The organism is uncultured Cetobacterium sp. (assembly GCF_945952365.1).
In the GTDB taxonomy this organism is placed as follows: Bacteria; Fusobacteriota; Fusobacteriia; order Fusobacteriales; family Fusobacteriaceae; genus Cetobacterium_A.
Window position 1 is genome coordinate 19872 of record NZ_CAMFHX010000008.1, and the last position, 13758, is coordinate 33629.

Sequence of the window (13758 nt, forward strand, 5' to 3'; positions counted from 1 at the left end):
CTCTAAATCCCCTTTTTAGTAAGTCCTACTCTTTCCCTCTCTCTATCAATATCTTTTATCTTAACTTTTATAATCTGCCCAACAGCAAGAACTTTGCTTGGATCATCTATAAATTTATCCGATATTTCAGAAATATGAAGTAAAGCATCGTTTTTTAAACCTATATCTATAAAGGCACCAAATTTAATAACATTTCTAACAGTTCCTTCTAATTCCATTCCTGGTTGAAGGTTATCTATATTTAAGATATCTGATTTTAAAATAGGTTTTTGAATACTATCTCTTGGGTCTCTTCTCTCTTTAATCAGAGCCTCAAAAATATCTTTTACTGTTTCATGACCATACTCATTCTCTTTTGCAAATTTACCATAATCAAATCCTAATAAAATCTCTTTAGCTTTTGCTAAATCCTTTTCATATTCATCTAGTGATAAGCCCACACATTTTAATATCTGTTCAGCTATCTTATAAGACTCTGGATGGATTATCGTGTTGTCCAAAGGATTTTCCCCGTCAAGAATAACTAAGAATCCCGCCATCTGCTCGTAAGCTTTAGCTCCCAATCCTTTAACTTTTAAAAGTTGTTTTCTATTCTTAAAGTTTCCATTATCCTTTCTATACTCAACTATACTTTTAGCAACACTCTTTTTTACTCCAGATACAAATGATAAAAGTGCCCAAGAAGCAGTATTTACATTTACCCCAACATTGTTTACAACAAGCTGAATAATCTCTTCTAATGATAAATCTAATCTTTTTTGATTAACATCATGCTGATACATTCCTACTCCGATAGATTTAGGATCAATCTTAACCAGTTCAGCTAATGGATCTTGAATTCTTCTTCCTATAGATATAGCTCCTCTTACTGTTACATCTAAATCTGGAAACTCTTCAACTGCAATTTTTGAAGCTGAATATATAGAAGCTCCCGCTTCATTTCCAATTAAATATTTAACATCAGAGTCGATATTTTTAAGAACACCTGCAACAAAACTTTCTGTTTCTCTTGAGGCTGTTCCGTTTCCTATAACAATTATATCGATATTATATCTTTTAATAAAATCCTTCATTTTTCTTTCAGCATCTTTTAGTTGATTCTCATGATGCATCGCTTTTACAAGATAGAATACTGTATTTTCTCTAAAGAATCCATCCTTATCTATAATAGCTACTTTACATCCCGTTCTATACCCAGGATCTAAAGCTAATATATTTTTCTCATGTAGAGGTGGCTGCATTAAAAGGTTTTTTAAATTTTCTTTAAATACTAATATCGCTTCATCCTCTGCCTTTTCAGTTAATATATTTCTAACTTCTCTTTCAATAGAAGGTAAAATTAATCTATCAAGAGCATCTATTACAATCTCTTTATGAAGATTGTTTAACTCTTTATTTTTAAAATCTTTTAATAGGTATCTTTCAACACTCTCTCTATCTTTCTCTTCAAAATTTAAAGATATTGTCAATATACCCTCATTTTCTCCTCTATTTAAAGCTAAAACTCTGTGAGATAAGGCCTTTGTTACAGGTTCTGTATACTCATAATAATCTTTGTATATCTGTTTTACATCTAACTCTTCAGCTTTTTTAGTTTTTTTAGCAACTATAGAAGCTTTTTTTAACATGTCTTCTCTCAATCTCTCTCTGTACTCTAAAGTTTCAGATAAATTTTGAGCTACAATTAATTTTGCACCTTCAATAGCTTTTTCTACATTTTCAACCTCTTCTGTTATAAAAAGTTGACTCTCTTGTTCTAGTTCACTTAATGATTTCAATGTATAAAGCTTTTCAGATAAAGGCTCTAATCCTTGCTCTTTTGCTACGTCAGCTTTTGTTTTTCTTTTCTTCTTGTAAGGGAAATAAATATCCTCTACTGTTTGAAGCTTTTGTGCTGATATAATCTGTGATTTTATTTCATCAGTCAGCTTTCCTTGCTCATCAATTAATCTGATAACCTCTTCTTTTCTTACTTCTAAGTTTCTAAGATAAGTTATTGACTCAGATATTTTCAAAATGTTTGTTTCATCTAAATTTCCAGTAACTTCTTTTCTATATCTTGCAATAAACGGAACCGTTGCTCCTTCATCTAAAAGTTTTACCGTATTAGTAACTTGCTCAACAGTCAATCCTGTTTCTTTTGCAATTCTATTAAAGAGTGTATCCATTAATCCATCTCCTTTTCATAGTTGAATTTACCTTGTATTATACCATATTTTGATAATCAATGTCTAACACAAACAGAAAAAAAAGGTGCCTTTTCAGGCACCTAAATTTATGCAATTAGTTTTTCTTTGCAGCTTCGAACTTTGCCCAAACACCAGATTTGTCTAATAAAGACTTAACTGTTCTTGTAGGTTGTGCTCCGTTCATAAGGAACTTTACGATCTCCTCTTCTTTAAGAGTTACTTTTCCTTCTTCTAATGGATAGTAGTTTCCTAAGTAAGCTACTGCCTTTCCATCTCTTCTTGATAAAGCTTCCATTGCAGCTATTCTGTATACAGGTCTCTTTTTGCTTCCCATTCTAGTTAATCTTAATTTTAACATCTAAAATCACTTCTCCTTCTTATATTTCTATTTTTTTTATTTTTGGTATTACTTCTACTTCTCTATTTAAAATGGAAACTTCATTCCACCTTTTCTTCCACCCATTCCAGGAAGTTGTGGGAACTTTCCAGTTGAGAACATCTTCATCATCTCTCTCATCTGTTCGAACTGCTTCAGTAATTTATTTACATCTGCTACATCCGTTCCACTACCCTTAGCTATTCTTTGCTTACGACTAGCTTTTAATATCTCTGGCTTTTTTCTTTCCTCTTTAGTCATCGATTGAATAATGGCTTCAACTTTTTTCATCTCTTTTTCAGCTGGTGCTAAATCTCCGATTTGACCCATACCTGGTATCATCTTTAGAATACTACCTAGCGATCCTAGCTTTTTAATATTTTGCAGTTGTTTTAAAAAATCATCTAAGTCAAACTTTTGAGTTCTGATTTTCTCTTCAAGAGATTTTGCATCCTCTTCTCCAATAGCTTCTTGAGCTTTTTCAACTAAAGAAACCACATCTCCCATTCCTAAAATTCTTGATGCCAATCTTTCAGGATGGAACAGTTCTAAATCATCTATCTTCTCTCCAGTTCCAACAAATTTAATAGGCTTTCCAACTACTGATTTCACTGACAGCGCAGCTCCACCTCTTGTATCTCCATCAAACTTTGTAAGTACTACTCCATCAATGCTAAGTGCATTGTTAAATGATTGTGCAAGATTTACTGCATCTTGTCCTATCATTGCATCCACTACTAAAAGAATCTCTTGAGGTCTAACAACTTTCTTAACCTCTTTTAACTCTTCCATCAGCTTCTCATCTATATGTAATCTACCAGCAGTATCTATTATTAAATACGTTGCTCCAGACTCTTTAGCTTTTTCTAATCCTCTTTCACAAATACCTACTGCATCGTTACTTCCAATTTCAAAGTAAACATCTGCTCCTATTTGTTGAGCTAAAACCTCTAATTGCTTCATAGCTGCAGGTCTATATATATCTGCTCCTATTAAGAAAGGTTTTTCGCCTTGTTTTTTTAAGTACTTCGCCAATTTACCTGCAAACGTTGTTTTACCTGCTCCTTGAAGACCAGCTAACATAACTACAGTTGGATTCTTAGCACTTTTTGTAAGTCTTGAGTTAGTTCCTCCTAAAAGTTCTATTAACTCATCGTTTACTATTTTAATAAATTGTTGTCCAGGATTAATCCCTGTTAAAACTTCAGCTCCAACAGCTTTCTCTTGAATTTTTGCAACAAATTCTTTAACAACTTTGTAGTTTACATCGGCCTCTAGTAAAGACATTCTAACTTCACGTAAAGCCTCTTTTATATTACTTTCGCTTAGTTTTCCATGACCTCTTACTTTTTTCATTATGTCTTGGAATCTATTTCCTAAATTTTCTAACATGGCCACCCCTACTAAAAGTTTTTTTCGATTATTTCTTCTAGCTTTTCAAGTTTAAAATCTTTTTTCAACTCTTTTAGCTGTGATAGTAGTTCTAAATCTCTTTTATGAAACCCTATCTTCTCTTCATAATCTCTTAAAATTTTTATTCCTCTTCTTATGTTATCATAGACAGCTTGTCTAGTTACATTATACTTCTTTCCAATCTCACTAAGAGAAAGGTCTCCTTCGAAGTGCTCTAACAAATATTCTTTTTGTCTATCGCTTAAAAGTTCACTATAATAGTCAAGCAGAATAGAGACTTCTAACATCTCATTCAATTCCATAATATCACCAACATATTATATCTATTCTTATATTTTTTGTCAAGCATTTTTTCTTTACAAAAGTTTAAGTTTTTTTACACTTCCCTCTATGCTATAATTTAAGCAAATATAAAGTTTATGAGGTGATTTAATGGTTTTAAAAAATCATATTAAAAATATAATTTTAGATATAGATAATGGAAAAGGAGTTATCTCTGAAGAGGTTATTCAAAACACGCCTGAAAGAATAGAGCTCTTTTATAAAGAGATTTTCTCAGGGCTTTCTATTAATCCGTATAATTTTTTAGAAAGAACATTTCCTGTAAAAAATAATGATTTAGTTATAGAAAAAGATATCACTTTCTACTCTATGTGCGAGCATCACTTCCTTCCTTTTTTCGGAAAAATATCTGTGGGATATATTCCAAATGGAGAGATTGTAGGATTTGGAGATATTATAAAAGTTATCGAAGCCTATGCTAAGAGACCTCAACTTCAAGAAAGACTTTGTGAAGAGATTGCTGAAACAATCTATACAGGAATAAAATGTCAAGGTGTTTATGTTTTTATAGAAGCAGAGCATACTTGTATGACTATGAGAGGTGTAAAAGCTTTAGGAGCTAAGGCAATCACCACTTCATCTAAAGGAGTTTTTAATGAAAACAACAATCTTAAAAACGAATTTCTTAATCTAATAAAATAACAGGAGTGAAGTATGGATAAAATACATATTGAAAATTTAGAATTTATAGGTAATCACGGCGTTTTTCCCGAAGAAAAATTTCTTCAACAAAAATTCATAGTTTCTGTTCAAATGGAAACTTGCACTAGAAAAGCTGGAGTAGGTGACGATTTAAACTATTCTACTCACTACGGTTTTGTTTCAGAGGATATTGAAAGAGTATTTTTTTCTAAATCTTTTGATCTGATTGAAGCTCTTGCTGAAGCAATTGCAAAGGAGATTTTAGTAAAATACAACTTAATCAAAACTGTTAAAGTAACTGTCAAAAAGCCTTGGGCACCTATAAAAAAACATTTTGATTTTGTTGCAGTAGAGATAACTCGTTCTAGAAATAAAGCTTACCTTTCAATTGGAACAAACATAGGTAACTTAAAAGAAAATTTAGAAAATGCTATAGAGCTAATCAATAAATTAGAGCATACATCTGTTACTAAAGTAAGCTCTCTTTTAGAAACAGAACCTTTTGGAGATGTTATTCAGGATAACTTTTTAAACGCTTGTTTAGAAGTTCAAACTCTATTTACACCACAAGAACTTTTAAAAGCATTATTAAATATAGAATTGGAATTAGGTAGAGTCAGAGAAATTAAGTGGGGGCCTAGAGTTATCGATTTAGATATCTTACTTTTCAATGATATGGTTATACAAGATGAAAATTTAGCTATCCCTCATCCTTGGATGTGTGAACGTTCTTTTGTTTTGGATCCTTTATCTGAAATTGCACCTAATGTCATCCACCCTTTAGAAAGAAAATATATATCAACACTTAAAAGAGATTTAGATAAATCTAAATAGGAGGATTTTATGAAATTTTCATCATTAGGTAAAACTTTTTCTTTAGAAAATAAAACATTAATTATGGGTATTTTAAATGTAACTCCCGATTCATTCTCAGATGGCGGAAAGTTTGATTCTATCAACACAGCATTCGAGCAAGCTAAAAAACTAATAGCTGATGGTGCTGATATAATAGACATTGGTGGACAATCAACAAGACCAGGCCACATCGAAGTTGATTCTGAAACTGAAATCAGCAGAATAGTCCCTATCATTGAAAAGATTTCAAAAGAACTTGATTGTATTATCTCAATTGATACTTATAGGCACGAAGTTGCGGAAGCTGCTATTAAAGCTGGAGCTCATATAATAAATGACGTTTGGGGCTTACAAAAAGATAACGGAGAGATGGCAAAAGTTGCTGCAAAATATAATTGTGTTGTAGTTGCTATGCACAACCAAGATTCAAAAATTTACGAGAGTGATATAATACTTTCTATGAAAAGATTTTTTGCAAAAACCTTTAAAATTGCAGAGGAAAATGGCTTAGATAGAAATAAAATTATTATTGATCCTGGAATTGGTTTTGGAAAAGGTTACAACGAAAATATTATTGTATTAAATCGACTAGACGAAATCTCTTTTATTGCTCCGATTTTATTAGGTGTTTCTAAAAAAGGATTTATTGGAAAAGATTTAAATCTCTCTCCTGATGAAAGAGTTGAAGGAACAATAGCAGTCAATACACTTGGGATTACCAAAGGAGCTAAAATCATTAGAGTTCACAATGTTTTGGAGCATCATAAAGCTTTGTCTATCCTTGATAAAATTATCTATCCAAATAATTTTATCAATTAAAAATGGGAGATTTTTCCTCCCATTTTTACTCTCATTCTTTATCAATAATTATAAAAATAACTTCCTCCTATAAACTCCTTCAATATAGATTCATCAGGAACATATCTCTCAGAGATAGTTGTAAAATAACTCAACATTCTAAGAAGCCTTCTCGCTTCCTCATAATGAGGACTCGATATTTTTATTTTAATTAACTCCCTTTCAACAGCAGGCTTTAAAACTCCTATCTCATATGCTAAACTTGTATCAAATATCACATCTGCATTCTCTTGATATGGAAATATATTTTTACTCTCTCCTTTACGAACTCTATCCCACATCTCTAAAGTTTCCTCTGCATCAAAGTTTCTCGAAATACTATCTCTAACAATTCTTCTCATTTTTCTAACAACACTTGTTTTTATTCTATTGTGTGAATCTATATTTAATTGAGTTAAACAACTTATATATATTTTAAAAATATGATTTTGAGCTATTCCTTCAATTAAACTATCATTTAAGCCATGTATCCCCTCTAAAATAATCATATTCTCCTTAGATAGTTTTACAATCTCCCCTTCCGCCTTTCTCTTTCCACTACTAAAATCGTATTTAGGAATCTCTACTTCTCTACCCAACATTAAATCTTTCAAATTTCTATTCAACAACTCTATATCTAATGATTTTATTGTCTCAAAATCTTTTTTCCCATTTTCATCAATTGGAATGAAATCTCTATCCACATAATAGTCATCTAGAGATATCATAAGTGGCTTAACTTCACAAGCCATAAGATGTAACTTCAATCTATTACTAAAAGTAGTTTTTCCTGAAGAGCTCGGACCTGCGATTGTGATAACTTTTATATCTCGCTCTTCTAATATTCTTTGAGCAATTTTTGTAATCTTGGTATCATGCAAAGTTTCATTCACTCTAATCAAACCTACTATATCTCCCTCTAAATTTATTCGATTTAAACTTCCAACACACGAAACCTCCATTATATCATTCCACTTAGAACTCTCTTTATATACTTTAGCAAGTTTTCTATCATCAATCATTGGTGGTATTTGTATAATTCCATTTATCTCTTTTGGAGTTTTAAATATAAATCCTTCATCATATGAATATAGTTCAAATAAATCTACATAATATGTATTATCATACAGCTCTTCTATAAAGTAACTTTTATATCCATCCAATTCGTACATAAAAAACGAAATTATCCCAGTTGTTTCTAACAACTCTCTTAAATCTGATCGTACATTTTCTAAGTTTTTTTTATTTATATATTCTGAAGTAAAGTGTGATTTTTTTATCTCTTTCCCTTCTAATACAATCTCATTCATTCTATCTTCAATTTTTTTTAATTTCTCCTCTGAAACATGCTCTTTTCCATTAATAGTTATATATACTCCATTATTTAAAGAGTTTCTAAAAGTTAATTCATCTTCAGGATAAATATCATTTATAGCTTTTAACAACACCAGTTTAGACGTTAAATGGTACTTTCTACTTTCAAATCTCTGCATAACTCCCTCCTTCTAACCCTATTAAAATAAAAATAACTCTAAATTAGTATTTAACTAAATCTAGAGTTATCCTTTTTATATTTTTAATTTTTTTCAATCAAATGACAAGCATAGAAATGCCCTGGTGAAATCTCTCTTAACATTGGTGTTGAGTTTCCACACTCTGGAACAGCCATAGGACATCTTTTTCTAAATCTACACCCTACACCTGGATTAATTGGTGATGTTATCTCCCCTTTCAATCTTTCTCTATTCATCTTATGTTTTAAACTTGGAACAGGTATTGCTGACAGTAAAGCTTTTGTATATGGATGTACTGGATTTTTAAATAGCTCCTTAGCTGGTGCTTTTTCCACTAGCTCTCCTAGATACATTACAGCTATATCATCCGAGAAATGTTTTACAACTGATAAATCATGAGTTATAAACATATATGTAAGCCCAAACTCCTCTTGTAAATCCTTCATCAAGTTTAATACTTGAGCTTGGATAGACACATCTAGAGCTGAAACAGGTTCATCACAAACTATAAATTTTGGATTTAAAGCTAGTGCTCTCGCTATTCCTATTCTCTGTCTTCTCCCTCCATCCAATTCATGAGGGTAAGTATTTGTCAATCTTTCACTTAAACCTACCGTTTCCATAAGTTCAGATACTTTCTCTTGTAACTCTTTTTTACTTTTACATTTTTTATGTATTATTAGTGGCTCAGCTATTATTTCACTTACAGTCATTCTTGGATTTAACGAAGCATATGGGTCTTGGAAGATTATTTGCATCTCTTCTCTTAGCTTTACCATTTGTTCTTTTCCATACTCTCTTATATTTTTACCTTCAAATAGAATCTCTCCATCTGTAGCTTCAAGTAATCTCAATACAACTCTTCCTGTAGTTGACTTTCCACATCCAGACTCTCCAACAACTCCTAAAGTTTTTCCTCTTTCGATAGAAAATGTCACTCCATCAACAGCATGAAGTAAACCCTTTGGTGTATTAAAATATTTTTTTAGATTTTTTACCTCTAGTATTTTATCTGCCATTTCTTCCCCCTTGTAGCTCAGGTACATTTATCACACCTTCGTAAGCTAAACATCTAACTTTATGTCCATTGTCATCTGAAGTTCTAGGACTTCTCTTCGAGCACTCATCTTGTGCATGAGGACATCTTGGATGGAATCTACATCCTGTTGGTAAATTCGTTGGATCAGGCATCAATCCTTTTATTGGTCTTAATCTAGTTACCTCTTCATCTAAATTAGGTATTGAATCAAATAACCCATGAGTATATGGATGTTTTGGGTTTTCAAATATCTCATATAAAGTTCCAGATTCTACAATCTCTCCGGCATACATTATCGCTACTTTATCACACACTTGAGCAACTACCCCTAAATCATGAGTTATTAGAATCATTGAAGTTTTCAATTTCTCTTTTAAATCATTCATCAGGTCTAACACTTGAGCTTGGATTGTAACATCTAAAGCAGTAGTCGGCTCATCCGCTATTAAAAGTTTTGGATTACATGCTAACGCAATCGCGATTACAACCCTTTGCTTCATTCCACCAGAAAATTGGTGTGGATAATCATTCAATCTATTCCCTGGAATTCCAACTAATTCTAACATTTCACTTGCTTTTTCCATTGCATCTTTTAACGATAATTTTTCATGTATTTGAATAACCTCAGCTATCTGATCTCCAACAGTTAAAACTGGATTTAAAGATGTCATTGGATCTTGGAAAATCATACTTATCTGTCTTCCTCTGATAGCTCTCATATCCTCTTCAGAAACTGTAAGTAGATTTCTTCCTTGGAAGAAAATCTCTCCTGATAAAATTTTTCCAGGTGGATTTGGAACCAGTCTCATTATTCCTAGTGCTGTTGTACTTTTTCCAGCTCCAGTTTCTCCAACTAATCCTAATGTTTCTCCTTCGTTTAATTCAATCTCTAAATCTGTAACCGCTAAAACTTTCTCGTCATTTGTTTCATAGTTTATAGATAAATTTTTTATATTTAGTAATTTTTCCATTACGTTCATCTCCCCCACTGTAATTATTGTTTTAATCTTGGATCTAATGCATCTCTCAGTCCATCTCCTAAAAGGTTTAGAGATAGGATTGTTATCATTATTGATACTCCTGGGAATGTAGTTACCCACCATGCATATCTTAGGTATTGTCTACCTCCTGATAACATAGAACCCCACTCTGGTGCTGGCGGTTGGATTCCTAATCCTATAAAGCTCAATCCTGCTGTTGATAATATTGCATTAGCAACCCCTAAAGTTCCTTGTACAATTACAGGTGCTAAAGAGTTTGGAATAATATGTCTAAATATTATTCTTGCGTCACTCGCTCCAATAGCTCTTGCTGCTTCGATAAACTCCTGATCTCTTATTGATAAAACAGATGCTCTTACTATTCTAGCATATCTTGGTATCGAAGAGATACTTACAGCTATCATTAAATTTAATAAATTTGGTCCTAACGCTGATACAATCGCAATTGCTAAAAGTATACTTGGCACAGCTAAGAAGATATCCATTACTCTCATTATAATATTATCTAATTTTCCACCGTAGTATCCTGCAATAGCTCCTAAGAAACCTCCAATAACTATTGCTATTCCAACTGCTAATATTCCAACTTTCAGCGATACTCTTGCACCATGAACTAATCTAGCAAAAATATCTCTACCAAACTCATCCGTTCCTAGCCAGTGAGCTGATGAAGGTGGTTTCAATCTCATTCTTAAATTTTGTTTTATAACAACCTGATCGTAATTTGCTATTTGATCTGCAAACAGTGCTAATAAAACTATTATAACTAATATAACTAAACCAAATAAAGCCATTTTATTTCTTTTTAAATTTTTCCATAACTCAGCCCATTGACTTCTTTTTTTCCCAACATTTTCATTTTTTGTAGTAGTATCCACTTTATTCACCCCTCTATTTGTATTGCGATTTTATTCTTGGGTCTACATAAGCATAAAGTATATCAACGGCTAAGTTTACTATACTAAATGTTACTGCCAAGAATATTACCGATGCTAAAACTGTCGGTGTATCTTTTTGTCTGATGGCATCAACCATCATTCTTCCTACACCAGGCCATGAATAAACTGATTCTGTTAATACAGCTCCCCCTAAAAGACCTCCAAATTGTAATCCAACTACTGTTATAACTGGTATTAAAGCATTTTTTAAAGCATGCTTATTTACTACAACTTTTTCTGCTACTCCTTTAGCTCTTGCTGTTCTAATATAATCTTGTCTTATAACTTCTAACATAGAAGAACGAGTCATACGAGTAATTATGGCTGCTGATCCAACTCCTAATGTCAATGATGGTAAAATCAAACTCTTCAATCCATCAAATCCACCCGAAGGTAACCATCTTAAATTTACAGAGAATGTTAAGATTAACATTAATCCTAACCAGAATACTGGCATTGAAACCCCTAAAAGGGCTCCTATCATACTCACGCTATCTATTAATGTATACTGTCTTGTTGCTGAAATTATCCCTAAAGGAATCCCAATGCAGACAGCTATAATTATTCCTAAAACTGCTAATATTAGTGTATTTGGGAATCTCGAGAATATCTCTCCAAACACCTCTCTTCCTGTAGTATAAGACTGTCCAAAGTTTCCTACTACTGCATTTTTAACAAATCTGATATATTGAACTATAAATGGATCATTTAATCCCATCTCTGCTCTCAATTGAGCTACAGCTTCTCTAGGAGCACTTTCCCCTAAGATAAGTTGCGCTGGATCTCCTGGTGTAAATGACATTATTGTAAATACTAGAAACGATACTCCTAACAATACCGGTATTAGCAACAGTATTCTTTTTAATATGTACTTGTGCATGTGTGTCCCCCTTTATTTGCTTTATACTAGAAAGGAAACCTTTTGGTTTCCTTTCTAAATTTATTTATATTTTATTTTGTCTTATAAGTTCCATAAACTTTATGATGTCCTGCTGGATGCATTTGGAATCCTTTTACAGTTTTTTGCTCTCCTACATTTTGTGTAGGATAAACTAATGTTAATACTGGGACATCTTCTTGTACGATATCTTGAATTTCATAGTAATAAGCTTTTCTCTCTTCTGGATTAACACTGCTTCTTCCTTTTACTAATAACTCATCCACTTTTGGATTTGAATAGAACGATCTATTTCCTGCTCCACCTCTATTTGCAGAGTTAAATAGTGGATCTAAACCATAGTCAGCATCTCCAGTTACAGAAACCCAGCCTAATATATATAAATCATGATCTCCTCTTGCAGTTCCATCTAAATATGCTCCCCATTCTAGAGTCTCTATCGTCACATCTATTCCAACTTGCTTCAGTTGATCTTGAGCAATTACAGCAATATCTCTTCTCACTGGGTTATCATTTGTCCATAACTTTAATTTTAATCCTTTTTCATAACCAGCTTCTTTTAATAACTCTTTAGCCTTCTCAGGATTGTAATCATAAGATTTAGCGTTAGGGTTATATCCAAATACTTTTGGTCCGATAGATGAATTTGCTCTTTCTGCAGCACCTTGATACACTGCATCTACCATATCTTGAGTATTAATTGCATAAGCTATAGCTTGTCTTACTCTTTTATCTTTTAATGATTCTTTCTCTACATTAAATCCTATATATGTTGTTGATAGTGATGGTTCTTCTATTAATTCAAGACCTGAGTTATCTTTAACCATATTCTTATCTACTGGATCGATATCATATGCTATATCTACTTCTCCTGTTTCAAGTCCTATAGTTCTATTTGTTCCTTCAACAATACTTCTAAAAATAACTTTCTCAGTTGGAGCCTTACCTAAATAATATTCTGGATTAACTGTTAAAGTTATTCTATCCCCTGCTTGCCAGTTAACAAACTTATAAGGTCCTGTTCCTACTGGACTTTGACCATAACCTGATCCACCTTTTTCAACAGCTTCTTTATTTAAAATTCCCGCCGCATTATGAGCTAAGTGACTTAATAATGGTCCAAATGGTGTCTCTGTTTTTACTCTTACAGTATAATCATCCACAACTTCTACAGATGAAACCGCTTTAATTATATGAGCTACTTGAGGTGATGATTTCATTCTATCTAGAGAGAACTTTACATCATTTGCTGTAAACTCATTTCCATTATGAAACTTTACACCTTTTCTTAATTTAAACTCTGTTGTTGTATCATCTATTTGAGTCCAACTTTCAGCTAAACCTGGAACTATGTTCATATTCATATCTTGCTTCACTAAAGTATCATAAATCTGCCCTGAAACCTTTGCTGATGGTGCATCATTTGTTGCATGAATATCCAATGTTTTTGCATCTGCTCCATTTGCAATAATTAAAACGTCTTTGTTTGCTACTGCATTTAAACTATTTCCTAAAAAGATTGCTAAAGCACTTAATAAAAGTATTTTTTTCTTCATTTTTATCCCCCTATAGTTTTTTTTGTTTATTTTCAAGATTTTATTTTTTAATATTCTTAATAAAATATAACCTTTTATATCGTACAAATCAAATTTATTTAATGAATGACTTCCATTGAAAAAATAAATTTTTTCAATATTACTAAAAAAAGAAAAAA

General features: G+C 32.1%; 13 protein-coding genes. 3 read left to right on the plus strand and 10 right to left on the minus strand.

What is annotated here, in order from left to right; translation table 11 throughout:
- Positions 1-2: 2 nt before the first annotated feature.
- The 4 genes from Q0O83_RS04000 to ylxM form a co-directional block, all read right to left on the minus strand.
- Entirely contained in the window at positions 3-2168 is a 2166-nt protein-coding gene (locus Q0O83_RS04000) for a Tex family protein (protein ID WP_294094376.1), read from the minus strand.
- Positions 2169-2283: 115 nt separating this feature from the next.
- Entirely contained in the window at positions 2284-2547 is a 264-nt protein-coding gene (gene rpsP / locus Q0O83_RS04005) for a 30S ribosomal protein S16 (RefSeq protein ID WP_185875745.1), read from the minus strand.
- A gap of 66 nt (positions 2548-2613) precedes the next feature.
- Complete coding sequence (ffh, locus tag Q0O83_RS04010; protein ID WP_294094381.1) at positions 2614-3957, minus strand: signal recognition particle protein; 1344 nt, start codon at positions 3955-3957, stop codon at positions 2614-2616.
- A gap of 11 nt (positions 3958-3968) precedes the next feature.
- Entirely contained in the window at positions 3969-4280 is a 312-nt protein-coding gene (gene ylxM, locus Q0O83_RS04015; RefSeq protein ID WP_294094383.1) for a YlxM family DNA-binding protein, read from the minus strand.
- 130 nt (positions 4281-4410) lie between these two features.
- Here ylxM and folE point away from each other — a divergent pair, with 130 nt between their 5' ends.
- From folE to folP, 3 genes are read left to right on the plus strand one after another with little or no spacing between them, the layout of a single operon-like run.
- Positions 4411-4962, plus strand: coding sequence for a GTP cyclohydrolase I FolE (gene folE, locus Q0O83_RS04020; RefSeq protein WP_294094385.1), 552 nt, complete (start codon positions 4411-4413; stop codon positions 4960-4962).
- 12 nt (positions 4963-4974) lie between these two features.
- Complete coding sequence (gene folK, locus Q0O83_RS04025) at positions 4975-5796, plus strand: 2-amino-4-hydroxy-6-hydroxymethyldihydropteridine diphosphokinase (protein WP_294094387.1); 822 nt, start codon at positions 4975-4977, stop codon at positions 5794-5796.
- Positions 5797-5805: 9 nt separating this feature from the next.
- Positions 5806-6636, plus strand: coding sequence for a dihydropteroate synthase (folP, locus tag Q0O83_RS04030; protein WP_294094389.1), 831 nt, complete (start codon positions 5806-5808; stop codon positions 6634-6636).
- A 41-nt stretch (positions 6637-6677) separates the two neighbouring features.
- Here folP and Q0O83_RS04035 read toward each other — a convergent pair whose 3' ends face one another.
- From Q0O83_RS04035 to Q0O83_RS04060, 6 genes are all read right to left on the minus strand, one after another.
- Positions 6678-8147: a nucleoside kinase gene (locus tag Q0O83_RS04035; protein ID WP_294094391.1), complete on the minus strand. Its 1470-nt coding sequence runs from the start codon at positions 8145-8147 to the stop codon at positions 6678-6680.
- Positions 8148-8230: 83 nt separating this feature from the next.
- On the minus strand, positions 8231-9187 hold the full coding sequence (locus Q0O83_RS04040; RefSeq protein ID WP_294094392.1) for an oligopeptide/dipeptide ABC transporter ATP-binding protein: 957 nt from the start codon (positions 9185-9187) through the stop codon (positions 8231-8233).
- Positions 9177-10178 (minus strand): ABC transporter ATP-binding protein, encoded by a 1002-nt coding sequence (locus tag Q0O83_RS04045; RefSeq protein WP_294094394.1) that lies wholly within the window; start codon positions 10176-10178, stop codon positions 9177-9179. Before Q0O83_RS04045 ends, Q0O83_RS04040 begins: the two co-directional genes overlap by 11 nt.
- A gap of 23 nt (positions 10179-10201) precedes the next feature.
- Positions 10202-11086 carry a nickel transporter permease gene (gene nikC, locus Q0O83_RS04050; protein WP_294094395.1) on the minus strand — a complete coding sequence of 295 codons (885 nt, stop codon included), beginning with the start codon at positions 11084-11086 and terminating at the stop codon, positions 10202-10204.
- Positions 11087-11099: 13 nt separating this feature from the next.
- Positions 11100-12026, minus strand: a complete 927-nt coding sequence (nikB, locus tag Q0O83_RS04055) for a nickel ABC transporter permease (protein WP_294094397.1) — start codon at positions 12024-12026, stop codon at positions 11100-11102.
- Positions 12027-12097: 71 nt separating this feature from the next.
- On the minus strand, positions 12098-13600 hold the full coding sequence (locus tag Q0O83_RS04060) for a glutathione ABC transporter substrate-binding protein (protein WP_294094398.1): 1503 nt from the start codon (positions 13598-13600) through the stop codon (positions 12098-12100).
- Between the last annotated feature and the right edge of the window lie 158 nt (positions 13601-13758).